The sequence below is a fragment of the Herbaspirillum frisingense genome (assembly GCF_047325095.1).
GTDB classification, from domain to species: Bacteria; Pseudomonadota; Gammaproteobacteria; order Burkholderiales; family Burkholderiaceae_D; genus Herbaspirillum; species Herbaspirillum frisingense.
In genome coordinates, this window is record NZ_CP168558.1 from 479,352 (window position 1) to 503,912 (window position 24,561).

Consider the following 24,561-nt stretch of genomic DNA (forward strand, 5'->3'; position numbering starts at 1 on the left):
AATAGCTGACTGGAAGCCGTGTCCATATTGGCTTTCGGCAGCATGCTGATGTCAGTGCTTTGTCAGTAAAATTAAAAAAGGCAGACCGGATCGGCCTGCCTGAAAGAACCACAAGGAGAGAAAAACTTAGTTTCCGAAGCCGGAAAAATTCCTGGAATCCACTCTCACCGGCACTCGGTCATGTAGCGCGATTCCAGCCGGGCGCGTTCGCCATATTCGATGGAGCCCGGGCCGGTCATGGTGAAGCGGCCGTCGCGCAGGGTGCCGGGGGTGGGGTCGCGTTGCACGCTGCTCGGTTCGTTGGTGCGGGCACGCTCGGCCTGCATGCGCAGGGTGCGGCAGGACGAGGATTCGCTGCTGGCGGCCACTTGCATCATGGCGCCACCACCGTTGCCACTGGCCGCGCTCATCCCGTTGCCGCTGGTCGATTGCAGTGCCGTGCGCACCATGGCGCGGTGCGGCGACAGGGCCTGCTCCAGCGCGCTGTCGGAGGCGGCGTAGGCGGTGTTGCTGAAGGCCGAGGCGAACACGGCCAGGGTGCCGATGGCGGCGATGCTGCACAGGGTGGACAGGGTGCGGAAGGATGGGCGCATGATGATTTCCTCGGTCAGGGTGGGGGACTTGGTCTGCTTGCCCCTTGCCTGTCTGGCGTTGGGCTGGCATGGACGTAGTCTGCGTGTGCACGGTTGACCCAGGATGTCAGTAGCGGCCGCCAATATTTCAATTGAAATGTCACTGCCGGAAGTCATGTTTCCCAGCTGCCGGTCCGTGCAATGACGGTGTGCCGGATGCATGAAGTAAAATCCGTCTATCTCAACTATCCATGAGTTTCGTTCATCATCATGCTGGACCGCATCCACCTCTCCATCGTCCAGGAAGTCGAGCGCCAGGGCTCGCTCACCGCTGCAGCCGGTGTCCTGCACGTGACCCAGTCGGCCCTGAGCCACAGCATGAAGAAGCTGGAGCAGCAGCTGGGTACCGACATCTGGCTAAGGGAAGGGCGTCATCTGCGCCTGACCCAGGCTGGCCAGTACCTGCTGGCGGTCGCCAACCGCGTGCTGCCGCAACTGGCCCTGGCCGAGGAAAGGCTGCGCCAGTTCGCCCAGGGCGAGCGTGGCGCCTTGCGCATCGGCATGGAATGCCATCCTTGTTACCAATGGCTGTTGAAGGTGGTGTCGCCCTATCTGGCGGCCTGGCCGGACGTGGATGTGGACGTCAAGCAGAAATTCCAGTTCGGCGGCATCGGCGCCCTGTTCGGCTACGAGATCGACCTGCTGGTTACGCCCGATCCGCTGGACAAGCCGGGTCTGGTGTTCGAGCCGGTGTTCGACTACGAGCAGGTGCTGGTGGTGGCAGCCGACCATCCGCTGGCCGCGGCCGACTATGTCAAGCCACGTCAGTTGAACAATGAAGTGCTGGTGACCTACCCGGTGCCGGTGGACCGCCTCGATATCTATACCCACTTCCTGGCACCGGCCGGAGTCGTGCCGCGCCGGCACAAGACCATCGAGACCACCGACATCATGCTGCAGATGGTCGCCAGCGGGCGCGGCGTGGCGGCTCTGCCGCGCTGGCTGGTGCTGGAGTATGCGGAGCAGATGGCGGTGGTGCCGGTGCGCCTGGGCAAGCAGGGCATCGCCAAGCACATCTACCTGGGTGCGCGCGAAAGCGATGTCGACATCGACTACCTGCGCGCCTTCATCGAGGAAGCGCGCCAGGCGCAGGCCTGAGGGGATCGTCAGCTGGTCCGGGTCACCTTGTTGAGGTGGCGCGGCCGGTCCGCATCCATGCCCCGTGCCGCCGACAATTGCGCCGCCATCACGTAGAAGGCCTGGATGGCGACGATCGGGTCCAGGTCCGGCGTGGCCGCCACCGGCAGGGTGAGATCACGCTCCACCACATCCTGCGGCGCGGCCAGCAGCACCCTGGCACCGCGCACGCGCATCTCGGCGGCCAGCGCCAGCATGCCGGCCTGGGCCGGACCGCGAGGGGCGAACATCAGCAGCGGATACCCCTCCTCGATGAGCGCCATCGGCCCGTGCTTGATCTCGGCGCCGCTGAAGGCTTCGGCCTGGATGGCGCAGGTCTCCTTACACTTGAGCGCGGCCTCCAGCGCCAGCGGGAAGCCGGTGCCACGGCCCACCACCATGATGCGACTGGCCGGCGCCAGCACTTCGATCGCTTCTGACCAGTCGCATCGGGTGGCCGTCTCCAAGGCTTGCGGTAACTGCCCCAGGGCGTCCAGCAGCGCGGCATCGTCCTGCCAGTGCGCTGTCAACAGGGCGCCGGCCACCAGGCTGGCGATGAAGCTCTTGGTGGCGGCCACGCTCGACTCCATGCCCGCATGCAGCGGCACGCTCCACTCGGCCGCCGTCGCCAGCGGTGAATCGGCATGGTTGACCAGCGCCACCGTGGTGGCGCCATGGGCGCGGAAATAGCGCAGCGGTTCCACCACATCCGGGCTCTGTCCCGACTGCGAGATGGCGATGGCCAGTGCGTTGCGCACCTGCAGTGGCGCCTGGTTCAGGGTCACCAGCGACATCGGCAGCGAGGCCACGATATGGCCCAGGCGTGCCATGACGAGGTAGGCGCAATAGGCGGCCGCGTGGTCCGAACTTCCACGCGCCACCGTGACCACGTTGGTGGGCGGCGAGGCCCGCAGACGGGCGCCCAGTTCGGCATAGCGCTGCTGGTCGCGGGTCAGCTGTTGCGCCACATGGTGGGTGGCCGAACGGGCTTCTTCAAGCATCAGCGAGGTCAATCTCTTCTCCTTCCACATAGACAGCCTTGATGGCGAAATGCCGGTCCAGCACCACCACGTCGGCATGGCAACCGGTGGCCAGGCGGCCACGGTCGGACAGACCCAGATAATCGGCGGCATAGGTCGAGGTGCGTAGCGAGGCTTCGGCCACGTCCATGCCCAGCGTGATCAGGTTGCGCAGTGCCTGGTCCATGGTCAGCACGCTGCCGGCCAGGGTGCCGTCATCCAGTCGTACGCCGCCGGCGCACTTGTGCACCACCTGCCGGCCCAACGCGTAGTCGCCATCGGGCATGCCGGCGGCGGCCGTGGAATCGGTCACGCAGAACAGGCGCGGGATGGCACGCAGGGCGGCACGGATGGCACCCGGGTGGACATGCAGCAGATCGGGGATCAGCTCGGCATAGGTGGCATGTGCCAGCGCCGCGCCCACCATGCCGGGGGCGCGGTGATGGAAGCCGCTCATGGCATTGAACAGGTGGGTGAAGCCCGAGGCACCGTGTGCCAGCGCGGCCACGCCATCGTCATAGCTGCCGGCGGTATGGCCGATCTGTACCTTCATGCCGCGATGGGCCAGCTTGCAGACCAGCTTCAGGTGACCATCCACCTCGGGCGCGATGGTGATGAGCTTGAGCGGCGCCAGGCTGTTGAGGTAATCCACCTGCTCCAGCGAGGCTTCGATGGCAAAGTCGGGTTGCGCGCCCAGCTTGCCGGGATTGATGTACGGCCCTTCCAGATGCACCCCCAGCACCCGCGCCTGCCCCGGCTGGCGGCTGCCGCAGGCATCGGCGATGGCGCGCAGGGCCACTTCCAGTTCCTCCAGCGGCGCCGTCATGGTGGTGGCCAGCAGGCTGGTGGTGCCGTGCCGCGCATGCAGGCGCGACAGCACCTGTACGGCATCGCCGCCTTCCATCACGTCACGCCCGCCGCCACCGTGCACATGCAGGTCGATGAAGCCGGGCAGGATGTAATCGCCCTCGTCGATGACGCGTGGCTCGCGGCGCAGCGGCCGGCCGTCGATGGCGCGGATGCGCTGGTCGAAGACCATGTTGCCCTGGATCCAGCCCTGCGAGGTCAGCACGTTGCCGTGCAGTTGGGTCGGTGCGTTCATGCCGGGGTTTCCTTTGGGTTTTCCGCTGGGTTCTTCTGTTGCTGCCAGGCGCGTTGCGCCAGCAGCAGCGCACCGCCAGCGGCATCGGCTTGCGCCGGTACGATGCGCGCCTGCAGGCGTTGCTCGAGGTAGGGTTGCAAGGCTGCCGCCAGGCCGCCGCACAGCGCCAGCGGCAGGCGTTGCGCCGGATCGAGGGTGGCGTTCATCAGGCTGATCTCGGCCGCTGCCGCCTGCAGGTTGTCGCGGGCTGCCGCGTCCTGCGCAGCATGCATGACCACCGGCCGGGCAGCGCGGGCAAAGGCCGCCTGGTCGGCCTGGGCCAGCCAGTCCAGCAAGGTGGCGCGTTCTTCATTGGCCGTGGCGGCGGGGAGTTCGGCGCGACACAGTGCCAGCACCGCCTCGGCCAGGGGCCCACGGGCAGCGCGGCCATCCAGTGCGAGCTGGGCGTGATGCAGGGCGCGCAAGCCCATCCAGGCACCACTGCCGTCATCGCCGCTGGGAAATCCCCAGCCATCGACGATGCGGCGACTGCCGTCGGTGTCCAGGGCCAGCCCGATGGTACCGGTGCCGACCGCGACGATGGCGCCTGGCGCCCCGCCATGCGCGCCCAGCAGTGTGGCCACGCCATCGTTGACGATCTCCAGCGCGCCGAAGGCCGGCGCCATGGCGCGGAAGTCGGCCGACCACTGTGCCACGTTCTCGCCGGCGATGCCGATGCCGACCGCCAGCGCCGCATTGTCCGGCCGCGCCTGGGCGGCTTGCACAAAGACGCGATCGATGGTCTGGCCGATCACCTGCCAGGCCTTGGCCGCGCCGTTGCGTAGTGCCGAGGCGGCGCCGCTGGCTTCCTGCAGCACGCGGCCCTCGGGCGTGGCCAGTCGCACCAGGGTCTTGCTGCCGCCGCCGTCCACCCCGATCAGGTAGGCAATGCCGTCCATGGTTCAGGCCTCGTCCAGGCGACGCGCCGATTGCAGGTTGCCCGGCTGGCGCCGGCGCAGGGCCTGGCCCTGGGCATCGAAGAGATGGAAGGCCTGGCTCTGGACCGACAGCGCCACCTGCTCGCCGATGCGCACACTGCGGTTGCCGTCGCCGCGCACCACGATGTCATGGCCGCCGTCCAGGCTGACGTAGAGGAAGTTGGCTTCGCCCAGGTGTTCCACCAGGTTGACCACGCCGTGCAAGGGCTGGCCGTCGCCCAGACCCTCGCGGATCTGTTCGGCACGCAGGCCCAGCGTGACCGCCTCGCCGACCTGTACCCCGGTGGGGTCGACATCGGCCAGCAGTCGCAGCCCGCCAGCGATTTCCACCTGTACGCCGCGATCGTCACAACGGGTGACCACGCCCTGGAAGAAGTTCATCTTCGGTGAACCGATGAAGCCGGCCACGAACAGGTTCTGCGGCTGCTGGTACAGCTCCAGCGGCGTGCCGGCCTGCTGGATGCGGCCTTCGTGCATGACCACGATCTTGTCGCCCAGGGTCATGGCTTCCACCTGGTCGTGGGTCACGTAGACGATGGTGGCCGCGAGTTGGCGATGCAGCTTGGCGATCTCCAGCCGGGTCTGCACCCGCAGGGCCGCGTCCAGGTTCGACAGCGGCTCGTCGAACAGGAACAGGCGTGGCTGGCGCACGATGGCGCGACCGATGGCTACGCGCTGGCGTTGCCCGCCCGAGAGCTCGCGCGGCAGGCGCTGCAGCAGGTGATCGATCTTCAGTATCGAGGCCGCATGGCGGATGCGGCGGTCGATCTCGCTCTTGCTGCTGCCGGCCACCTTCAGGCCGAAGGCCATGTTCTTGTACACGTTCATGTGCGGATACAGCGCATAGCTCTGGAAGACCATGGCGATGCCGCGCTCGGCCGGTGGCAGGTGGTTGACCACCTGGCCGCCGATGGCCAGCTCGCCGCCGCTGATCTCTTCCAGCCCGCACAGCATGCGCAGCAGGGTCGATTTGCCGCAGCCGGACGGGCCGACCAGCACGCAGAATTCGCCATCGCGGATATCGAGGTTCAGCCCGGCCAGCACATCGGCGCGGCCGTCGTAGGTCTTGCGCAGTTGCTTGATGTTGACGTGTGCCATGAGGTCTCCTTTTGATTATTTGACGGCGCCCGAGGTCAGGCCGCGGATCAGCTGGCGCGAGAAGGCCATGTACAGCAACAGCACCGGGATGACCGCCATCGACAGCGCGGCCAGCACCGAATTCCAGTCGGTGGCGTATTGCCCGATGAACTGCTGCACCCCCAGCGTGACGGTGCGGGTGTCTTCCCCGGGGGCGAGGATGAGCGGGAACCAGAGGTCGTTCCAGGCCGGGATCATGGTGAACACCGCCACGGTCGCGATGGCCGGGCGCAGCAGCGGCAGGATCACGCCGAAGAAGATGCCCAGCTCGCCCACGCCATCGCAGCGCGCCGCATCCTTGAGCTCGCCCGGAATCTGGCGCATGAACTCGGACAGGATCATCACCGCCAGCGGCAATCCCTGCGCGGTATAGACCAGCACCAGGGCGGTCCGGGTGTTGATCAGGTCCAGCGCCACCACCAGCTGCAGGATGGAGACCGTGCCCAGCCGGATCGGGATCATGATGCCGACGGCGATGAAGGAGTTCAGCGCGCGGTTGCCGAAGAAACGGTACTCGGTCAGCGCCCAGGCCGCCATTGCGCCGAACAGCACGATCAGCACCAGCGCCGCCACGGTGACCACCAGGCTATTGCCGAAGTAGAGCAGGAAGTGGGTGCCGGCCAGCACCTTCTGGAAGCCGGCAAAGGTCAGCGTCTCGGCCGTGGGCAGGGCCATCGGGCCTTCGAAGATGGCGTTGCGGGTCTTGACCGAGTTGATCAGGATCAGCGCAATCGGAAACAGCGCAATCACCGCATACAGGCACAGCACCACATGTACCCAGAGATGGCCGGCGGTGCCGAAGCTGCGTTGGATCAGCGTGGGTTTGCGCATGGTGTCGGGAGCGGTGGAAAGTGGGGAACGTGGGGAGGATGGGGAAGAAGCCAGCATGTCGTCATCCTCCCCTCACATCGCATAGCGCGTCAGGCGCCGCTGCACCATCACGAAATACGCACCCACGCCACCCAGGATCACCAGGAACATCAGCGTGGCCACCGCCGCGCCCATGGTGGGGCTGCCGATCTGCGCCTGGTAGCCGAAGAAGGTGCGATAGAAGTAGGTTCCCAGCAGGTCGGAGGCGTAGTTGGGGCCGGCCAGCGCGCCCTTGACCGAGTAGATCAGGTCGAAGGCATTGAAGTTGGCCACGAAGGTCAGGATGGTCACCAGCCCCAGGGTCGGATAGATCAGCGGCAGCTTGATCTGCCAGAAGATGCGCATGGCGCTGGCGCCCTCGGCGTGGGCGGCTTCCAGCACTTCTTCGGGCACCGCCAGCAGGGCAGCGTAGATCAGCATCATGGGTATGCCCACGTACTGCCATACCGAGATCAGCGAGAGGGTCACCAGGGCGGTGGATTCCTGCCCCAGCCAGGGCGCGAACCAGTCGGCCAGGCCGACCAGGCCGAGCAGCTTTTCGCCCACGCCCCACAGCGGCGAGAGGATCAGCTGCCAGATGAAGCCGATGATGACCACCGACAACAGCGTGGGCAGGAAGATCAGCGTGCGATAGGTACGCGCCCCGCGCAGGCCCTTGAGGCTGAACAGCGTCGCCAGCAGCAGGCCGATGGGGTTCTGCAGCAGCATGTGCAGGCAGAAGAACTTGACGTTGTTCCACATGGCATTCCAGAAGGCGGCCGACCAGTCGGGGTCGAACAGGATGGTGCGGTAGTTGTCCAGCCCCACGAAGCTGCGCACCCCGGCGTCATTGGCGGTATAGAAGCCCAGGCGCAGGGTGTCCAGCAGGGGCAGGGCGCTGAAGAGTGCGTAGATCAGCACGGCCGGCGCGAGCAGCACCGCCAGTTGCCAGGCGCGGATGGTTTTCATGGGTCTCCTGTTCCTGAAGGGGGAGCGCGGACATCTACTCCCGTTCGGACTGAGTAGGCCCGCGAGGGCCGTATCGAAGGCGCGCGGACGGTGCGCCCTTCGACGGGCTCAGATCAGGCTTCGATACGCGGTGTTGCCGCTACTCAGCCCGAACGGGCGGGTACTGCTTACCTCAGTGAAGCAGCCTTACTGCTGCGGCTTGTACCACTTGGCAAAGCCGGCCTGGATCTTGGCGGCTGCATCCTGCGGCGTGAGCTTGCCGTTGAGCACCTGGGCGTTGACGTTCCACATCTCGTTTTCCATGCTCGGCGTGCCACGGTTGAGGATCTGCGAATTGACGCGGATGGTGGAAGCGCAGTTCTTGCGCCAGCCCATCATCTGCTTGGCAATCGGGTCCTTCACCGAGATCAGGTGGTTCGACAGCGAGAAGAAGCCGGTGACCTTGTTGGTATAGAGATCGGCAAATTCCTGCGAGCCCAGCCAGGCCAGGAACTTGTAGGCGTCTTCCTTGTTCCTGGACTTCCTGTTGATGCCCATGCCGATGTCGTTGTGGTCGGAGATGTAGCAGGCATCGCCGTTCTTGGGCACCGGTGGCGGGAAGGCGGCGAAGTCCATCTTGCCGTTGAAGTAGGCGATATCCCAGGAGCCGGCCGGATACACCGCGCCCTTGCCCAGGGCGAACATGTTCTGGCTGTCGCTGTAGGTCTGGGCCGAGGCGCCCTTGGGCAGGTACTTGCCGAGCTTGGCTTCATACTCCCAGGCGGCCACGAATTGCGGATCGGTGAACTTGGCACGGCCGGCGATGAGCGCCTTGCGGCCTTCCTCGCCCTTCCAGTAGTTGGGGCCGATGCCGGTGAACAGCACCTGGTGCGATTCCCACTGTTCGGCCGTGCCCATCACCAGCGGCGCATACTTGCCGTTGGCCTTGACGGTATCGAGCAGCTTGAAGAACTCGGCCTCGGTCTTGGGCGGTTCCAGGTTCAGTTCCTTGAAGATCTTGGTGTTGTAGAAGAAGCCGTGGATCACCGAGGCCATTGGCATGCAGAAGGTGTCCTTCCCATCATCGGTCTGCCAGGCGGCCTTGGCGGCCGGTGCGAAATATTCCATGCCGGGTTTGCCGTCCAGCTTTTCCAGGTGGCCCTTGTTGTAGAGCGAGAGCGAGACATCGAAGGGGCGGCAGGCCACCAGGTCACCGGCCGTGCCGCCGGCCAGGCGCGCGGCCAGGCTGGAATCGTATTCGGTCGGGGCGGTGGGCGAGAACTTCACGGTGATGCCGGGATTGCTGCGCTGGAAGGCGGGGATCAGTACTTCCTGCCACAGCGGCAGGTCGTCCACGCGCCAGCTTTCGATGGTCAGCGTACCGGCCTGGGTGTGCGCGGCACCGAGGCCGCCGGCCAGGCCCAGGGCGAGGGCGCAGGCGGCCAGCAGTGGACGGCGCGGGATGAGGGAAAAACGACCAGGCTTTTTTTCGGTCTGCATCTTGGGTCTCCTTGGTGTTGTGGGGATCGCCGCACGCCAGCCGCGACGAAACGCCGTGACAGTAGCAGCGCCGATCATGTGATGCCAGCAACGGTGCCAGGACCCTTGGAGTATTTTTAAGTTATTGATTTAAAAGAATAATTTAAGAATGGGCAGGATTCTTGCCATTACATATCCTTACATGGCCTGCAGCATCTGCAGGCGGTCTGGACGTCGAGGCAAGGGATGGTGATGCGCAGCATTGGCGTTGGCCTGTGGATAAGATAAGCAGAGCAAGGCTTACGTTTCTTAACAAGAGATAAACCGGCTTCATGCTTCGCAAGGCAGGATCGGGCTCCCGCCGGGGCGCATGCAAATTGCGCATTGGCATGCACCCGGCTATAGTCTCTCCCGGTTTGGAGACACGCACCCCATGATAAAAAAGAAACGGCCCGCGAATGCACGCACCGGCCCGGCCACCTGCTGGCCGGCCCTGCTGTGTCTGCTCGCGCTATGGCTGGGCTGGGGGTGGAATGGGGCGCAGGCGCAGTCGCTGCCACTGTCGAGCTCCGGCCCGGCTTCCGGCGTATCGCTATCCTCGTCATCCTCATCTTCACCGGTCCCGCCGTCCTCCGGTGGCGGCTCCCTGCAGGTGTTGCACTGGTGGACCTCGGCCAGCGAGCGCCAGGCCATCAACGTGGTGGTCAACCAGCTGGCGAAACAGGATATCCAGTGGCGCGACGTCGCCATTCCCGGTGGCGCCGGCATGGGTGCGGCCAAGGTCCTGAAGAGCATGGTGCTGGCCAACCGCGCCCCCGAAGTGACACAACTCAACGGCGTGGTCTTCGGCGAATGGGCCGACCTGGGGCTGCTGCTGGAGCTGGACAATGTGGCCGTGCAGGGCGCTTGGGAAAAGCAGATGTTCCCTACTGTCTGGTCGCTGCTCAACAACCACGGACACGTGGTGGCGGCGCCGCTGGGCATCCACCGCATCAATTCCTTGTTCTACAACACCGCCATCTTCAAGCGCTACAACCTGAGCCCGCCCAAGACCTGGGACGACTTCGACCAGATCGTCAAGAAGCTGCAGGGCAGCGGCATCACGCCGCTGGCGCAGAGCGCCGAAGCCTGGCAGCTGGCCACCCTGTTCGAGAACCTGGCGCTGGCCGAGAGCGGCCCGGCCTACTACCGGAGGCTGTTCGTGGAGATGAGCCCGGCGGCTTATCTGGATGCGCGCATGCTGCATATCCTCAAGCGCCTGCGCGGACTGTCGGCGGCGATGGCGCAGCCGGTGCGCGAGCGCCCCTGGACCGAGGTGGCGCGCAGCATGGTCAGCGGCGAGGCGGCCATGCTCATCATGGGTGACTGGGCCAAGGGCGAGCTCAATGCCTGGGGCATGGAAGTGGACCAGCAGTTCGGTTGCGCCCCGGTCCCCGGCACGGGGGATTTCCACCTCTACAGCACTGACACCCTGGCCATGTTCGCCGGCAACTACGCGCACCAGGCCATGCAGGAAACTCTGGCGCGGCTGACCATGTCACCGGCGGTGCAGTCCGAATACAATAGGATCAAGGGTTCGATCCCCGTACTGCGTGCGGCCGACCCGCACATGGACCGCTGCGCCAGGGATTCCTGGCGCGCCTTCAGCAAAGGCCCGGCCTGGCAGGCGCCCAGCCTGGTCCACCGCATGGCCACCGACGACACCACCAAGGATGCCATCGTGGCCGAGGTGCAGCGCTTCTTCCTGGACCGCAGCATCAGCGAAGAACAGACACAGAAACGACTTGCAGCGATTGCGCGCACCCTGTCGCGCAATCGCAATGATTAGGCTCATCGCATCCACGGATGTGAAATGAGTTCCAGGAAACACGGAGATGGAGCAGCAACATGACGCGCAAGATATTGATCGTCGACGATGACCAGAAGACCCGCACGCTCTTGAAGGCCTATCTGGAAAAGAACCAGTACGAGGTCCGTCTGGCCCATGACGGCGCAGCCTTCATGACCGAGTTCCAGCGCTTTGCCGACGAGCTCTCGCTGGTGATCCTGGATGTGATGCTGCCGGATACCGACGGCTTCGCCCTGTGCAAGGCGGTGCGTCGCAAGTCCAATGTGCCGGTCATCATGCTCACCGCCAGTTCGGACGAGACCGACCGCGTGGTCGGACTGGAACTGGGTGCCGACGACTACATCGCCAAGCCCTACAGCCCGCGCGAGCTGCTGGCACGGATCAAGGCCATCCACCGTCGCATCGGCATCGACAGCAGTGCCGCACCGCGCTACTACCGCTTCTCGGGCTTCACGCTCGACACGGTGGAGCGCACTCTCACCGACAGTGCCGGCGCCATCGTGGCTCTGACCGGCATGGACTACCAGTTGCTGAAGTATTTCGTCGAACATCCCGGCGACGTGCTGGACCGCAACGTGCTTTGCGAAGAAACGCGCGGACGCGACGCCGGTCCGTTGGACCGCTCGCTGGACGTGCAGATCAGCAAGCTGCGCCTGCGACTGAACGATGGTGGCCGCCAGCCGCACCTGATCAAGACCGTGCGCGGTGCCGGCTATGTCTTCTCCGCCGACGTCAGTGCCGCAGCCGCCTGAGAGCGCGGCGCCGGAGACGGCGCTGACGCCTCCTGATGCAGCAGAAGAGACCCGCTCACCCAGCCTGCGCGGTCGCCTGGCCGCGCTGCTGGACTGGATGCTGCCGGATTCCCTGCTGGGCCGGCTGTCGGTGGTGATGATCTTCGGCGTGCTGGTCACGCAGGTGGCCGGCGGCCTGATCTGGGACATCCAGCTCCGCAGCAAGTCCGAGGCGGAAACCCGCGTAGCCGCGCAGCACCTGGCCCACAGCGCAGCCTCGGCGGTGCGTTACTTCATGACCCTGCCGCCCAACTACCGTCCGCTGATGATCCAGCAATTGCGCGAGATGGGCGGCACTCGCTTCTTCATCAACGCCAACAGCAGCGCGGTGCCGGTCAAGTCCATCGGCGAGAGCCGCCTGGCGAACCTGGCCATCGAGGTGACCGCGCAGACCCTGCGCGAAGACCTGCCTTTCCTGCCCGAAGCGCGGCTGGCCTTTGCCTGGCCGGACGGCCTGCCGGTGGCCAGCGATGGCCTCACCGTCAACGACCTGCCCGACAACTGGGTGCAGCACATCCTGCTGACCAAGCCCAACTCGGCGCCGGTGCTGGTGATCCAGATGCAGGTGGAAAGCGGGCGCTGGATCTACCTGGCCGCGCTGATGCCCAACCCCTACTTCCTCGACAGCGACAATCCGCTCTGGCTGGACCGGCTGGTGCTGCAGGGCCTGTCGCTGGCGGCGATCCTGCTGCTGACCATCCTCGTGGTGCGCTGGACCACGCGCCCGCTGGCGGCGCTGGCCGACGCCGCCGAAGCCTTCGGCAAGGGCGAGACCGTGCCCAGCCTGCCCGGCACCGGCAGCCGCGAATACGTCAAGACCGCGCGCGCCTTCTCCGGCATGCGCGAACGTATCAAGCGCTATCTCGAAGATCGCGAGCGCCTGTTCGTCTCCATCTCGCATGACCTGCGCACCCCCATCACGCGACTGAAACTGCGCACCGAGCTCATGGATGACGATGCCATGCGCACCGATTTCCATGACGACCTCGATGAGCTGGACATGATGGTCAAGGGCGCCCTGCAATCGGTGAAGGACAGCGACATCCACGAGAACCGCACCGAGGTCCGCCTCGATGCGCTGGTGCTGCGCATGATCCGCGACGCCCGGCTGGCCGGCCACGAGATCGCCTTCACACCCTCCGGCATCAATGTCATGGCCAAGCCGCTGGCCTTAAAGCGCGCCATCGGCAACCTGTTCGACAATGCCTTGTACTATGGCCAGAAGGTCGAGATCAGCATTCGTCCCTCGGCCGGTGCCGACGGCGACCTGGTCGAGATCGAGATCCGCGACCACGGTCCCGGCGTGCCGGAAGACGCCATGCGCACCCTGTTCCAGCCCTATGTGCGACTGGAGCATGGCCGTGCCCAGAACAGCGGTGGCATGGGGCTGGGCCTGGGCATCTCGCGCAACATCGTGCAGGCCCATGGTGGTGAACTGCTGCTGCGCAACCATCCCGAGGGCGGACTGATTGCCACCATCATCCTGCCGGCCCGCTGATCGGTCGGCGCGAAGGCGGGAGCGGGCCGGTAGATTGATCAGTCAGACAGATCAATTGCATCGAAATATTGCATTTAATGAATAAGCGACGGAAGCGTAGACTTCTGCGCACCACCACTCAGGAAGTGGTCATCCCCTCAATCCCTACAGTGGAACTTCCCCAAGGAGACTCATGAGCTATATCGCCGAACCCTCCCGCTACGATGGCCGCATGCCCTATCGCCGCACCGGCCGCAGCGGCCTGCTGCTGCCCGCCGTGTCGCTGGGCCTGTGGCAGAACTTCGGTGGCGTCGACAACTTCGAGACCGGCCGCGCCGTATTGCGTCGCGCCTTCGACCGTGGCGTCACCCACTTCGACCTGGCCAACAACTACGGCCCGCCGGCCGGTTCCGCCGAAGAGAACTTCGGCCGCTACATGGCCAAGGATTTCGCCCCCTATCGCGACGAACTGGTCATCTCCAGCAAGGCCGGCTGGCAGATGTGGCCCGGCCCGTATGGCGGTCCCAGCGGCGCGCGCAAGCACTTGATCGCCAGTTGCGAACAGAGCCTCAAGCGCATGGGCCTGGATTACGTGGACATCTTCTATTCGCACCGGGTCGATGCCGACACCCCGCTGGAAGAGACCATGGGCGCGCTGGCCCACCTGCATCGCCAGGGCAAGGCGCTGTATGTGGGCATTTCTTCCTATTCACCCGAACTGACCCGCAAGGCCGCCGCCATCCTCAAGAGCGAGGGGGTGCCGCTGCTGATCCACCAGCCCAACTATTCCATGCTCAACCGCAGTATCGAACAGGGGCTGTTGCCGGCGCTGGAAGAGCTGGGCGTGGGCTGCATCGGCTTCTCGCCGCTGGCACAGGGCCTGTTGACCTCCAAGTACCTGGCCGGCGTGCCGGAAGGCGCGCGCGTCACGCGTGCGCCCTCGCTGCCGCAGCGCATGCTGTCGGAAGACAACCTGGCGCGCATCCGTGCCTTGAACGAGATCGCCAGCCAGCGCGGCCAGACCCTGGCGCAGATGGCCATCGCCTGGGTGCTGCGCGATGTCCGCGTGACCTCGGCACTGATCGGTGCGCGCACCGTGGAGCAGCTGGATGATTCGCTGGATGCCGTGAAGAAGCTGGATTTCAGCGCCGATGAACTGGCCCGCATCGACACCCATGCCACCGATGGCGATGTCGATCTGTGGAAGGTGTCGTCGTCCATTACCTGAGCCCGGCCTGCAAGGGTGCGATCCAGGAAGCCTGTGCCGTCATCGCGGCACGGGCTTTTTTCATGAGCGCTCGCCGGGCTCGGCGTCTTCTGTGCGTTCCGGGCGCGACCACATCCAGGCCGCGCCCAGGGCCATGCCCAGCGTGGCCAGCACGATCACCCAGTGGCGCTTGACCGTAAAGAGCATGATCACCAGACACAGGCTCATCATCAGCGAGGCGCTGATCTTGGCGCGCCGCGCCACCACGCGGCCATGGCGCCAGTTGTGGATCATCGGGCCGAACAGGCGGTGCTGTTCCAGCCAGCGCTGCAGCCGCGGCGAACCACGGCCGGCGGCCCAGGCCGAGAGCAGCACGAACTCGGTGGTGGGGATGCCGGGGATGAAGAGGGCGATGATGCCGAGGCCCAGGCTGGCATAGGCCAGCAGCAGCCATAGCCAGCGCGTGCGCGGTGGCGCCAGCGAGCTGGCGTTGGGGGAGTGTTCTTCAGGAGCGGCGTCCTGCCGCGGATCCGGAGCCGGATGGTCCACGTTGCCTCAATCCAGCGCGAAATGGCGCCTGAGCAGCACGCCGAAACGTTCGAAGGCCGCCGTCGCGCCGGCCACCACGGCATCCTGCTCGGCCGTTGTCAGCTCGCTGGCATCGAGAAAGCCAACGAAGCGACGCCAGGCCAGCGCCCGGCCTTCCGGATAGGCCGCCAGGTGGCGTGCGCCGAAGTGTTCGGACAGGCCCAGCTTGTCCTGGACCTCCTTCAACAGGAAGGCCGCGCCCAGGGTCGATCCTTCCGACACGTAGAGCCAGCCCCAGGCTTGCGGCATCCGTACCGAGGCCGTGGCGATGGTCACCTCACCCGGCGCTGCCTGCAGGTCGGCCAGATCGGCCAGTGCCGCTGCTTCTCGACCACGTACCTGCAGATCGGGCAGGGCGGCCTGCAGTCCGGGGTCATCGAAGAGATGTTCGACGTCGCGCTGGAAATGATATTGCGCCGCCACAAAGCGGCTGTAGTGCAGGCGATCGGAAAAAGGCTGCGCCCTTTCCATGAGCGCGTGCATCTGCTGGTGCAGATCGGCGGTCTCGGACTTCAGGCGCACCGACAGTGGTGCGGGGTGGGGAGTGACTGGATTCATCGATGGTCAGGACTGGTCAGGCGCGGCACAGGGAGGAGTGGCTGGCGGACCCGGCCTGGCAGGGTGGAGAAGGCTGACGGCAACGCGCATTCTAACCCAAAGCGCCAGCGCGGCTGCGGGGCGACGGCCGGGGCGGGCGAGCAACGCTCAAGTAACGCGGGAAACTGCCGTTGACAAGCAACGCGCCGCAATTTATACCGATTGCATCGCACATGACCGGTCTCCGCTCTCGCCAATGGCGGCCGATCGATTGTCCTCAGGTAACAGATTGCCCGCGACCGAGCCGGTTGCTCGAAGGCGACACCCACAGGACCGCGACTGCAGACGCGCGCGGGTCCGGACTGGCAGCATGGTCCGGGCTTCTCTTGCATCTCTTTAATGCGACGAATGGGGGTCGACCAATGAAATTCAAGGATATCAAGATCAGCGTGCGCCTGGCCGCATGCTTTGCCATATTGATCGGCGTCATGTGCCTGATCACCGGCGTGGGCATGCAAAGCCTCAACAGCATCAGCAAGGCCTCCCGGATGGTGGTGGAGGACCGCTATGTGAAGATTTCGCTGGTGATGGAAATCCGCGAGAACGTCAACTCGGCTGCCCGCAACCTGCGTAATGCCTTGCTGGCGCGCAATCCCGAGGAAGCCACCCGCTACCTCGATCGCGGTGCGGCCAACTCCGCCAAGACCACCCAGGCGCTGGCCGATGTCGACAAGATGGTGAACACCGCGCGTGGCAAGGAATTGATGAAATCCATCAATGATGCACGCGCCGCCTACAACACCCCACGCGACAAGCTGCGTGAACTGATCCGCCAGCAGAAGAAGGAGGAGGCCACCGAGGTCCTCTTCACAGAAGTGATACCGGCGCAGGATCGCTACTTCGAGGTGCTCAACGAATTCGCCGTCTTCCAGAAATCCCTGATGGATGAGAGTGTCATCGAGGGGCAGAACACCACCAACTCGGCCATCGCCCTGATGCTGGAACTCTCGGGCGTGGCCATCATCCTGTGCGTGATCGCCGCCTGGCTGGTGACCCGTTCCATCACGCGGCCCCTGAACGAGGCGGTCAACGTCGCCAGCGCCGTGGCCCAGGGCGACCTGACCGTGCAGATCGCCGATACCAGCAAGGATGAAACCGGGATGCTGCTGGCCTCGCTCAAGACCATGAACCAGAACCTGCATCGCATCGTCAGCGAGGTCCGCACCGGCACCGACACCATCAATACCGCTTCTTCCGAGATCGCCACCGGCAACCTGGACCTCTCCTCCCGCACCGAGGAACAGGCTGGTGCGCTGGAAGAGACCGCCTCGGCCATGGAAGAACTGACGTCCACCGTCAAGCAGAACGCCGACAATGCGCGCCAGGCCAACCAGCTGGCCGCGACGGCCTCGGAGGTCGCCGTGCAGGGCGGCAGCGTGGTCGGCCAGGTGGTGCAGACCATGGGCGAGATCAATGACGCATCCCGCAAGATCGTGGACATCATCAGCGTGATCGACGGCATCGCCTTCCAGACCAATATCCTGGCCTTGAATGCGGCGGTGGAAGCGGCCCGGGCCGGCGAGCAGGGACGCGGCTTTGCGGTGGTGGCCTCCGAAGTGCGTACCCTGGCCCAGCGCAGCGCCTCGGCGGCCAAGGAAATCAAGGCCCTCATCGATGATTCGGTGGCCCGCGTGGACAACGGCAGCCGGTTGGTGGAACAGGCTGGCAGTACCATGAGCGAGGTGGTGGCCAGCGTCAGGCGGGTGACCGATGTGGTGGCCGAGATTTCGGCGGCCAGCCATGAGCAGAGCGATGGTATCGAACAGATCAATCAGGCCATCGTGCAGATGGATGAAGTGACCCAGCAGAACGCCGCGCTGGTGGAGCAGGCCGCCGCCGCCGCGCAATCGCTGCAGGAGCAGTCGGTCCGCCTGAGCGAAACGGTGGGTGTCTTCAAGCTCAGCAGCAACGATGCCCCGCGCGCGCAAGCCACACGCAAGCCGCTTGCGCCGCGGCCTGCGACGACCGCCCGCCCGGCGGCCAAAACAGGGCAGGCAGCAGCACCGGCTGCGACATCGCCAGCCGCGGCAACTGCGACACCTCCTGCCTTGCCGGCGGCCAGCACCAAGGCCAGCACCAAGGCCAGCAACAAGGCCAGTGCCAAGGCCGGCAGCAAGGCCGTGACTGCCGACGACGGGGATTGGGAACAGTTCTGAGAGGTATCGCTATGCCAACGGCTCCTGCGCCTGTGCGGCCAGGAGCCACGGCTCAGGTCCGCAACTCCACCACGCCCGGAAACGCGATCCGTACCACCAGCCCGTTGCCCCGCAACGGAGTCGCCAGTGTGACGCTGGCGCGGTGCATGGCCGCAATCTCGCGCACGATGGACAGCCCCAGGCCGGTACCGCCGGGATTGACGTGCTGGGTCGCGCCGGCACGGTAGAAGGGTTCGAACACGCGCTCACGCTCGGCCTCGGCAATGCCGGGGCCGTCGTCTTCCACTTCCAGCAGCGCACCGGTGGGCTGCCCCGCTGCACTGGCGGCACGTACGCGCAGGATGACGTGACCGCCTGGCGGGGTGTAGCGGATCGCATTGTCCAGCAGGTTCACCATCAATTCATGCAACAGCAGGGCATTGGCCTGGATGCCGATGTCGCCCTCTTCCTCGAAGGCCAGGGCGATGTCACGCAGCACCGCCTGCTGCGACAGTTCCAGCGCCACCTGGCGGGCCGCATCGGTGAGCGAGACGCGCATGGTGCCGCCTTCGGCCGCGCCGTGTTCGGCACGCGCCAGGGTCAGCAGGCGATTGGCCAGATGCACGGCCGAGTCGGTGGTGCGCGCCATGCCCTCGACCAGATCGCGCAGTTCGCCGGCATCGAGGCGCTCACGACGCAGTTCGCGCAGGGTCAGTTCGGATTGCGTCTTCAAGACCGTCAAGGGCGTGCGCAACTGGTGCGAGGCATCGGCGATGAAGCGCCGTTGTGCGCTGATGAGCGCCTGCAGTCGGCCCATGTAGCCATTCATGGCCTGTACCAGCGGACGCATTTCCTTGTGCACCAGCGCCGGATCGAAACCGGACAGGTCGGTTGGCGCGCGTGACTCCACCTCCCCCTTCAACTGCATCACCGGCCGCAGCACGAAACGCACCGCGAACCACACCAGCAGCGCGGCCACCGATACCAGCGTGCCTTGCCGCCAGAGCGTGTCGAACAGGATCTTGCGCGTCATGCCATTGCGCCCCTCCATGGTCTCGCCGACCTGGATCAGGGCGATGCCGCGCATGCTGTCGTCATACACCGGCTGCAGCAGGGCGGCGATGCGGATCGGTTGCTCGTGGTAGTCCGCCTGGTAGAACCGCACCAGGGCCGGATAGACTTCCGAGCGCTTGACATTGGCCGGCACCGGCGGCAGGTCGTCGTAGCCCGACACCAGCTCACCCTTCAAGCCGGTGACCTTGTAATAGATGCGGCCCAGGTTGTCGGTCTCGAAACTGTCCAGCGCCACATAGGGCACATCGGCCGTGACGTGACCATCGACGATGGAAACCCGCTCGGCCAGTGCCCGGGTCGAGGCCAGCAGTGAACGGTCGTAGGCCAGGTCGGCCACTTCCAGCGCGTTGTAGTAGACCGAGACCGCATCCACCGCCACCAGCAGCGTCAACGGGATCAGCAACCAGCGCACCAGCTGGCTGCGCAGGTTGCCCAGGCGCCGGATCGCGGTTGCCATCACACTGCCTGCAACAGATAGCCCAGGCCGCGCAGGGTGGTGATGCCGACCTTGCCGGCGCCATCGCGTTCGAGCTTCTTGCGCAGGCGGTGGATATAGATCTCGATGGCATCCACGCTGGCATTGTCGTCCAGCGAAAACACCTGCTGGAACAGTTTTTCCTTGGGGACGGTATGCCCATGGCGCACGATCAGCGCTTCCAGCACGGCATGCTCACGGGGCGTGAGCGCCAGCAGTTCGCCGCCATAGGTAAAGGTGCGCGAGACCGTGTCGAAGCTGAGCGCGCCACAGGTGACGGTGACTGCTTCATGGCTCTGCGAGCGGCGCAGCAGGGCCTTCACGCGGGCTTCCAGTTCTTCCAGTTCGAAGGGTTTGGCCAGGTAGTCGTCGGCGCCCATGTTGAGGCCGCTGACGCGGTCAGCCAGGCCGCCGCGTGCGGTCAGGATCAGCACCGGGGTGCGACTGCCACGGGCGCGCATGCGCTTCAGGACTTCCAGTCCGTCCATGCGCGGCAGGGTCAGGTCCAGGATCACCAGCGCGTAGTCCTGCGTCAACAGCAGGCTGTCGGCATCGGCGCCGTTATGGGCGCATTCCACGGTCAGGTGGGCGTCACGCATGGCCTTGGCCAGCCAGCGTGAAAGTTCGATATGGTCTTCGACCAGCAGGATGCGCATGATGCTGCCTTTTTATTGATGTAGGTCCGGTGCGGCTTGTCTCCAGCGCGGATGCTAACAGAAGGCCGTCGCCCTTTGAAATGGCCGGCGCAGCAATTGCGGAAAACGCGTAGCCGCCATTGTGGAGAGAAAGCCGCATTGCAAGCTTTACTGAAAGCCGGCTGAAAGGCTTTTCTTGTACGATGCGCCCATATCAAAAAAGATCATGCAGGAGACACATCATGACCGCCCTGTCCGTCGGCTCTGCCGACACCGCCCGTCCCGTATTGCATCCCCTGTGCCGCTAACGCCATGAAGGCGAACCGCTGGCACCGCTTTGTGGCCGCTTGCCTGCTGGCATGCGCGGCGCCGTGCGCCCTGGCGGTGGAATGCATCGTGCCGGCCAAGCCTGGCGGTGGCATGGATGCCTCGTGCAAGCTGTTGCGGCGGGTGATGCAGGAACAGGACGGCCGCGACGCCCAGGGCAACGTGAAGGTCGCCTACCTACCCGGTGGCATCGGGGCCGTGGCCTGGGGTTCGGTGGTGTCGCACCGCCGTGGTGGTCCGGATTCGCTGGTGGCGTTTTCAGGGGGGTCCCTGCTGGGACTGGCGCAAGGCAAGTACGGTCGCGCCGATGTCGGCGATGTACGCTGGGTGGCCGGGGTCGGGATTGACCACGGCATGATCGCAGTCCGTAGCGATGCGCCCTGGCGCAGCCTGAAGCAGTTGCTGGACGCCATCCGCAAGGATCCCTCGGCCACCACCATCGGCCTGTCCGGCACGGCCGGCAGCCAGGACTGGCTGAAGGTGGCCATGCTGGTCCAGCGTGCCGGCATGGCACCGCGCCAGTTCCATTTCGTGGCGCTGGAAGGCGGTGGCGACTCGTTCGCGGCCCTGCAGGCCGGCCACGTGCAGGTGATTTCCGGCGACGCCTCGGAGGCCGCCCATTTCATCGCTGAAGGCAAGGTGCGCATCCTGGCGGTACTGTCCGAGCAGCGCCTGCCGGGACCGTTGCAGGAGGTGCCGACTGCACGCGAGCAGGGTTATGACGTGGTGTGGCCCATCATCCGCGGCTTCTACATGAGCCCGTATGCCAGCGAGGACGATTACCAGCGCTGGGTGCGCTATTTCGACAAGGCGATGGCCGATCCTGCATTCGATCGCCAGCGCAGTATCGGCGGCTTGCAGCCCTTTGCCATGACCGGCAAGCCGCTTTCGGATTACATCGCGCAGACCGTGGCGCGATATCGCAAGCTGTCCCAGGAGTTAGGCCTGGTGCGTTGACAGTGCGGGTGGGCAGGCGCCGTCAGGCGCTCTCTGCTGACTTGCCGGCGCGGGCCATTTTCATCATCAAGGAGAATCCATGTTGCACAAACGTCGCCTGAGCATCGCGCTCGGCCTGGCCCTCGCTTTGCCCGTCGCCTTGAGTGGAGTCGCTCACGCCGATACCCCTGCCGGCTATCCGGCCGACTACGCCAAGATCATCGAAGGCGCCAAGAAGGAAGGCAAGGTCGTGATCTACAGCACCACCGATTCCAAGGCGGCCGAATCGCTGATCAAGGATTTCAGTGCGCTCTATCCGGCCGTCAAGGTCGAGTACAACGACATGAATTCCACCGAAGCCTACAACCGCTTCATCTCCGAGGCGGCCGCCGGTGGCGCCACCGCCGACGTGATGTGGTCGTCCTCGATGGACCTGCAGGTCAAGCTGGCCGCCGAAGGCTATGCGCTGCCCTACAAGTCGCCGGAAGCGGCTGCCGTTCCGGCCTGGGCCAACTGGAAGGACACCGCCTACGGCACCACCTTCGAGCCGGCGGCCATTGTCTATAACAAGCGCCTGGTGACCGAAGCCGAAGTGCCGACCACCCATGCCGACTTCACCAAGCTGCTGACCACCAAGCAAGACAAGTTCAAGAACAAGGTCACCACCTACGACATCGAGAAGTCCGGTGTCGGCTTTAGCCTGATGACCTACGACCTCAAGCACAATCCGCAGTTCTGGGACTTCGCCCGCGCCATGGGCGGCGTGGCGGCACGCGTGCAATCCTCCACCGGTACCATGCTGGAGCGCATCTCTTCCGGTGAAAACCTGATCGGCTACAACATCCTCGGCCCCTACGCCCTGGTGCGCGCCAAGAAGGACCCGTCCATCGGCGTGGCCTTCACCAAGGACTACAACCTGGTACTCTCGCGGGTGATCTTCGTCAACAAGGCCGGCAAGAACGTCAACGCCGCCAAGCTGTGGGTGGACTACATCCTCTCCAAGCGCGGCCAGACCATCATCGCCAATGACGCGCAGCTGTTCGCCATCCGTGGCGACGTGACCGGCGCCACCACCTCGGCCGAGCTGACCAAGCAACTGGGCGCGGCCCTGAAGCCCATGCCGGTCTCCACCGAACTGCTGGAATACCTGGACCAGAAGAAGCGCCTGGACTTCCTGAAGCAGTGGAAGGAAGCCACCAAGAAGTAAGCCCCTGCTCCGTCCGGTCCGGGGAGGTCCGGGCGGGGTCGTCCAAGCAGCCAGGTTCCATCCGTCTGAATCATTGCTCTCCCGGAGCGCCTCTGTGCGGCTCCGTGGGAGCGGTATTGCCGTCGCTTTGCCAGTTCTGATCCTTTTGTCCCGATTTGCCTATTCATGAGGCGCACCATGCAAACCTCCACAACGCTAGCGCGCAGCGAGCAAGCCCTGCCAGTCCGCCGTTTCCGGCTGAACTGGCCACGCGGCCTGGTCGTGCTGCTGGCAGCCCTGGCCATCTTCGTGCCGCTGCTGCTGATCTTCTACCAGAGCTTCCTGTCGGCGCCATTCTTCGCGCCGGTGAAGACGCTGACCCTGGATTCCTACCGCTTCATCTTCGATGATCCGGACTTCCGCCAGGCCTTCATCAATGGCTTCACCCTGGCCGCCGGCCTGACGTTGATCGCCGTGCCGCTGGGCGGCATGCTGGCCTTCCTGATGGTGCGGACCGACCTGCCCGGCCGCAGCCTAATCGCCCCGGCGCTGATGGTGCCGATCTTCGTTTCGCCCATGGTGATCGGCTTCGGCTACGTGGTCTCGATGGGACCGGTGGGCTTCTACACCGTGTGGATGAAAAACCTGCTGTCGGTATTCGGTTTCGAGGGCGACCCCTGGAACATCTATTCCTTCACCAGCATCGTCATCATCGCCGGCCTGACCCACGTACCGCACGTCTACCTGTACGCCTCGTCGGCACTCAAGAGCCTGGGCTCGGACGTGGAGGAGGCCGCCCGCGTGGCCGGCGCCTCGCCGCTGCAGGTGGCCTTGAACGTGTCGCTGCCGATGATCACGCCGGCCCTGGCCTATTCGGGCGTGCTGGTGTTCTTCCTCGGTTTCGAAGTGTTCGGCCTGGTGCTGGTGCTGGGCGATCCGGAAGGTCACCTGGTCCTGCCGACCTATCTCTACAAGCTCACCAACAAGCTGGGGACGCCGTCCTATCATCTGATGGCGGCAGTGGCCGTGTGCCTGGTGGCGGTGACCATGCCGCTGGTGATGATGCAGCGCTGGCTGCTGCGTTCGGCCAACAAGTATGTCGCCATCAAGGGCAAGGGCGCGCGCCAGAAGGCTCTGCCGCTGGGCAAATGGCGCTGGGTGGCGTTCGCGCTGATCGCCGGCTGGCTGCTCTTCACCGTGGTGATCCCGCTGTCGGGTATTGCCCTGCGGACCTTCGTCTCGCACTGGGGTGACGGCGTGAACCTGCTGGAAGTGCTGACCCTGGACAACCTCCTGAACGTCTGGGACCAGCCCTCGCTGGTGCGCGGCATCATCAACACGGTGCTCATCGGTGTCATCGGTGGCGCCCTGGCGGTGGCCTGCTATACCGCCATCGCCCTGGCCATGCACCGCAAGCAGGATGGCATCACCCGCTTCCTCGACTACAGCGTGCTGGTGCCGCGTGCGGTGCCGGGCCTGCTGGCCGGCCTGTCCTTCCTGTGGGTGTTCCTGTTCGTACCGTCGCTGCTGGATTCGGCCTTGAAGGGCATCGACAACCCCATCGCCCTGTGGATGGTGGACAGCTTCATCCCGGCGCTGCGTGGCCTGCGTTCGACCATCTTCTCGGTCTGGCTGGCGTACTCGGTGGTGTGGATGGCCTATGGCCTGCGCCTGATCAATACCGCCCTGCTGCAGGTCGGGCCGGAACTGGAAGAGGCGGCCCGCGCCGTCGGCGCCTCACGCTCCCGTGTCACGCGTGACGTCACCATCCCGCTGGTGCGCTATGGGCTGATCGGCGCCTGGCTGATGGTGTTCCTGATCTTCGAGCGCGAATACTCGACCGGCGTCTACCTGCTCTCGCCGGGCACCGAGGTGATCGGCTCCATGATCGTCTCCATGTGGGCGGCCGGCGCGGTGGAACTGGTGGCGGCACTGTCCTTCATCAACATCACGCTGGTGGCCGTGGGCCTGGGCATTGCGCTGCGCTTTGGCGTCAAGCTGCACGACTGACTCCGACAACCGAAT

21 protein-coding genes are annotated in these 24,561 nt (G+C 65.1%); 9 read left to right on the forward strand and 12 right to left on the reverse strand.

All coding sequences use genetic code 11. The features are described 5' to 3' along the window. Window positions 1-164 precede the first annotated feature (164 nt). The gene (locus ACEOAC_RS02220; protein WP_006461220.1) at window positions 165-593 is read right to left on the reverse strand and encodes a hypothetical protein; all 429 of its coding nucleotides are present in this window, start codon (window positions 591-593) and stop codon (window positions 165-167) included. Between the two features lie 249 nt (window positions 594-842). Here ACEOAC_RS02220 and ACEOAC_RS02225 point away from each other — a divergent pair, with 249 nt between their 5' ends. Beyond that, a complete protein-coding gene (locus tag ACEOAC_RS02225; protein ID WP_077234892.1) occupies window positions 843-1,730 on the forward strand; it encodes a LysR family transcriptional regulator in 888 nt (295 codons plus the stop codon). An 8-nt stretch (window positions 1,731-1,738) separates the two neighbouring features. Here the strand turns inward: ACEOAC_RS02225 and ACEOAC_RS02230 are convergent, their stop codons facing one another. From ACEOAC_RS02230 to ACEOAC_RS02260, 7 genes are all read right to left on the reverse strand, one after another. Continuing rightward, window positions 1,739-2,749, reverse strand: coding sequence for an SIS domain-containing protein (locus ACEOAC_RS02230; RefSeq protein ID WP_413444085.1), 1,011 nt, complete (start codon window positions 2,747-2,749; stop codon window positions 1,739-1,741). Beyond that, window positions 2,742-3,869 (reverse strand): N-acetylglucosamine-6-phosphate deacetylase, encoded by a 1,128-nt coding sequence (gene nagA / locus ACEOAC_RS02235; protein WP_241813500.1) that lies wholly within the window; start codon window positions 3,867-3,869, stop codon window positions 2,742-2,744. Before nagA ends, ACEOAC_RS02230 begins: the two co-directional genes overlap by 8 nt. Then, the gene (locus tag ACEOAC_RS02240) at window positions 3,866-4,807 is read right to left on the reverse strand and encodes a BadF/BadG/BcrA/BcrD ATPase family protein (protein ID WP_413628666.1); all 942 of its coding nucleotides are present in this window, start codon (window positions 4,805-4,807) and stop codon (window positions 3,866-3,868) included. The genes nagA and ACEOAC_RS02240 overlap by 4 nt, the downstream gene beginning before the upstream one ends. 3 nt (window positions 4,808-4,810) lie before the next feature. Continuing rightward, window positions 4,811-5,944 carry an ABC transporter ATP-binding protein gene (locus ACEOAC_RS02245; RefSeq protein ID WP_182993281.1) on the reverse strand — a complete coding sequence of 378 codons (1,134 nt, stop codon included), beginning with the start codon at window positions 5,942-5,944 and terminating at the stop codon, window positions 4,811-4,813. A gap of 15 nt (window positions 5,945-5,959) precedes the next feature. Next, a complete protein-coding gene (locus ACEOAC_RS02250) occupies window positions 5,960-6,814 on the reverse strand; it encodes a carbohydrate ABC transporter permease (protein ID WP_413445453.1) in 855 nt (284 codons plus the stop codon). A 72-nt stretch (window positions 6,815-6,886) separates the two neighbouring features. Further along, window positions 6,887-7,801, reverse strand: coding sequence for a carbohydrate ABC transporter permease (locus ACEOAC_RS02255; RefSeq protein ID WP_006461227.1), 915 nt, complete (start codon window positions 7,799-7,801; stop codon window positions 6,887-6,889). Between the two features lie 186 nt (window positions 7,802-7,987). Next, on the reverse strand, window positions 7,988-9,280 hold the full coding sequence (locus tag ACEOAC_RS02260) for an ABC transporter substrate-binding protein (RefSeq protein ID WP_413628667.1): 1,293 nt from the start codon (window positions 9,278-9,280) through the stop codon (window positions 7,988-7,990). 412 nt (window positions 9,281-9,692) lie between these two features. Here ACEOAC_RS02260 and ACEOAC_RS02265 point away from each other — a divergent pair, with 412 nt between their 5' ends. From ACEOAC_RS02265 to mgrA, 4 genes are all read left to right on the forward strand, one after another. Further along, window positions 9,693-11,087: an ABC transporter substrate-binding protein gene (locus ACEOAC_RS02265; RefSeq protein WP_413445586.1), complete on the forward strand. Its 1,395-nt coding sequence runs from the start codon at window positions 9,693-9,695 to the stop codon at window positions 11,085-11,087. Between the two features lie 59 nt (window positions 11,088-11,146). After that, window positions 11,147-11,860, forward strand: a complete 714-nt coding sequence (locus ACEOAC_RS02270; protein ID WP_006461231.1) for a response regulator — start codon at window positions 11,147-11,149, stop codon at window positions 11,858-11,860. Continuing rightward, entirely contained in the window at window positions 11,844-13,397 is a 1,554-nt protein-coding gene (locus ACEOAC_RS02275; RefSeq protein ID WP_413628668.1) for an ATP-binding protein, read from the forward strand. The genes ACEOAC_RS02270 and ACEOAC_RS02275 overlap by 17 nt, the downstream gene beginning before the upstream one ends. Before the next feature lie 172 nt (window positions 13,398-13,569). Continuing rightward, window positions 13,570-14,604: an L-glyceraldehyde 3-phosphate reductase gene (gene mgrA, locus ACEOAC_RS02280; RefSeq protein WP_241813497.1), complete on the forward strand. Its 1,035-nt coding sequence runs from the start codon at window positions 13,570-13,572 to the stop codon at window positions 14,602-14,604. Between the two features lie 60 nt (window positions 14,605-14,664). On the opposite strand, the gene ACEOAC_RS02285 is transcribed toward mgrA, so the two are convergent. Both ACEOAC_RS02285 and ACEOAC_RS02290 read right to left on the reverse strand, forming a co-directional pair. After that, window positions 14,665-15,132 carry a YbaN family protein gene (locus ACEOAC_RS02285; RefSeq protein ID WP_241813496.1) on the reverse strand — a complete coding sequence of 156 codons (468 nt, stop codon included), beginning with the start codon at window positions 15,130-15,132 and terminating at the stop codon, window positions 14,665-14,667. A 6-nt stretch (window positions 15,133-15,138) separates the two neighbouring features. Continuing rightward, window positions 15,139-15,729, reverse strand: coding sequence for a biliverdin-producing heme oxygenase (locus tag ACEOAC_RS02290; RefSeq protein ID WP_077234903.1), 591 nt, complete (start codon window positions 15,727-15,729; stop codon window positions 15,139-15,141). A gap of 401 nt (window positions 15,730-16,130) precedes the next feature. On the opposite strand from ACEOAC_RS02290, the gene ACEOAC_RS02295 reads away from it, so the two are divergent. Beyond that, window positions 16,131-17,924, forward strand: coding sequence for a methyl-accepting chemotaxis protein (locus ACEOAC_RS02295; RefSeq protein ID WP_413628669.1), 1,794 nt, complete (start codon window positions 16,131-16,133; stop codon window positions 17,922-17,924). Between the two features lie 52 nt (window positions 17,925-17,976). On the opposite strand, the gene ACEOAC_RS02300 is transcribed toward ACEOAC_RS02295, so the two are convergent. Together ACEOAC_RS02300 and ACEOAC_RS02305 are read right to left on the reverse strand one after the other, a co-directional pair. Beyond that, a complete protein-coding gene (locus ACEOAC_RS02300; protein ID WP_006461237.1) occupies window positions 17,977-19,434 on the reverse strand; it encodes a sensor histidine kinase in 1,458 nt (485 codons plus the stop codon). Then, on the reverse strand, window positions 19,434-20,108 hold the full coding sequence (locus tag ACEOAC_RS02305) for a response regulator (RefSeq protein ID WP_180669520.1): 675 nt from the start codon (window positions 20,106-20,108) through the stop codon (window positions 19,434-19,436). The genes ACEOAC_RS02300 and ACEOAC_RS02305 overlap by 1 nt, the downstream gene beginning before the upstream one ends. A gap of 291 nt (window positions 20,109-20,399) precedes the next feature. Here ACEOAC_RS02305 and ACEOAC_RS02310 point away from each other — a divergent pair, with 291 nt between their 5' ends. From ACEOAC_RS02310 to ACEOAC_RS02320, 3 genes are all read left to right on the forward strand, one after another. Further along, the gene (locus tag ACEOAC_RS02310) at window positions 20,400-21,371 is read left to right on the forward strand and encodes a Bug family tripartite tricarboxylate transporter substrate binding protein (protein ID WP_413443234.1); all 972 of its coding nucleotides are present in this window, start codon (window positions 20,400-20,402) and stop codon (window positions 21,369-21,371) included. 79 nt (window positions 21,372-21,450) lie between these two features. Further along, window positions 21,451-22,557, forward strand: coding sequence for an ABC transporter substrate-binding protein (locus ACEOAC_RS02315; protein WP_413443233.1), 1,107 nt, complete (start codon window positions 21,451-21,453; stop codon window positions 22,555-22,557). A gap of 177 nt (window positions 22,558-22,734) precedes the next feature. Continuing rightward, entirely contained in the window at window positions 22,735-24,546 is a 1,812-nt protein-coding gene (locus ACEOAC_RS02320) for an ABC transporter permease (protein ID WP_413443232.1), read from the forward strand. Window positions 24,547-24,561 lie beyond the last annotated feature (15 nt).

Bases quoted from the DNA above. Each gene is read 5' to 3' on its own strand.
- ACEOAC_RS02220 (WP_006461220.1), bottom strand. From the start codon at position 593: ATGCGCCCATCCTTCCGCACCCTGTCCACCCTGTGCAGCATCGCCGCC.
- ACEOAC_RS02225 (WP_077234892.1), top strand. From the start codon at position 843: ATGCTGGACCGCATCCACCTCTCCATCGTCCAGGAAGTCGAGCGCCAG.
- ACEOAC_RS02230 (WP_413444085.1), bottom strand. From the start codon at position 2,749: ATGCTTGAAGAAGCCCGTTCGGCCACCCACCATGTGGCGCAACAGCTG.
- nagA (WP_241813500.1), bottom strand. From the start codon at position 3,869: ATGAACGCACCGACCCAACTGCACGGCAACGTGCTGACCTCGCAGGGC.
- ACEOAC_RS02240 (WP_413628666.1), bottom strand. From the start codon at position 4,807: ATGGACGGCATTGCCTACCTGATCGGGGTGGACGGCGGCGGCAGCAAG.
- ACEOAC_RS02245 (WP_182993281.1), bottom strand. From the start codon at position 5,944: ATGGCACACGTCAACATCAAGCAACTGCGCAAGACCTACGACGGCCGC.
- ACEOAC_RS02250 (WP_413445453.1), bottom strand. From the start codon at position 6,814: ATGCGCAAACCCACGCTGATCCAACGCAGCTTCGGCACCGCCGGCCAT.
- ACEOAC_RS02255 (WP_006461227.1), bottom strand. From the start codon at position 7,801: ATGAAAACCATCCGCGCCTGGCAACTGGCGGTGCTGCTCGCGCCGGCC.
- ACEOAC_RS02260 (WP_413628667.1), bottom strand. From the start codon at position 9,280: ATGCAGACCGAAAAAAAGCCTGGTCGTTTTTCCCTCATCCCGCGCCGT.
- ACEOAC_RS02265 (WP_413445586.1), top strand. From the start codon at position 9,693: ATGATAAAAAAGAAACGGCCCGCGAATGCACGCACCGGCCCGGCCACC.
- ACEOAC_RS02270 (WP_006461231.1), top strand. From the start codon at position 11,147: ATGACGCGCAAGATATTGATCGTCGACGATGACCAGAAGACCCGCACG.
- mgrA (WP_241813497.1), top strand. From the start codon at position 13,570: ATGAGCTATATCGCCGAACCCTCCCGCTACGATGGCCGCATGCCCTAT.
- ACEOAC_RS02290 (WP_077234903.1), bottom strand. From the start codon at position 15,729: ATGAATCCAGTCACTCCCCACCCCGCACCACTGTCGGTGCGCCTGAAG.
- ACEOAC_RS02295 (WP_413628669.1), top strand. From the start codon at position 16,131: ATGAAATTCAAGGATATCAAGATCAGCGTGCGCCTGGCCGCATGCTTT.
- ACEOAC_RS02300 (WP_006461237.1), bottom strand. From the start codon at position 19,434: ATGGCAACCGCGATCCGGCGCCTGGGCAACCTGCGCAGCCAGCTGGTG.
- ACEOAC_RS02305 (WP_180669520.1), bottom strand. From the start codon at position 20,108: ATGCGCATCCTGCTGGTCGAAGACCATATCGAACTTTCACGCTGGCTG.
- ACEOAC_RS02310 (WP_413443234.1), top strand. From the start codon at position 20,400: ATGAAGGCGAACCGCTGGCACCGCTTTGTGGCCGCTTGCCTGCTGGCA.
- ACEOAC_RS02315 (WP_413443233.1), top strand. From the start codon at position 21,451: ATGTTGCACAAACGTCGCCTGAGCATCGCGCTCGGCCTGGCCCTCGCT.
- ACEOAC_RS02320 (WP_413443232.1), top strand. From the start codon at position 22,735: ATGCAAACCTCCACAACGCTAGCGCGCAGCGAGCAAGCCCTGCCAGTC.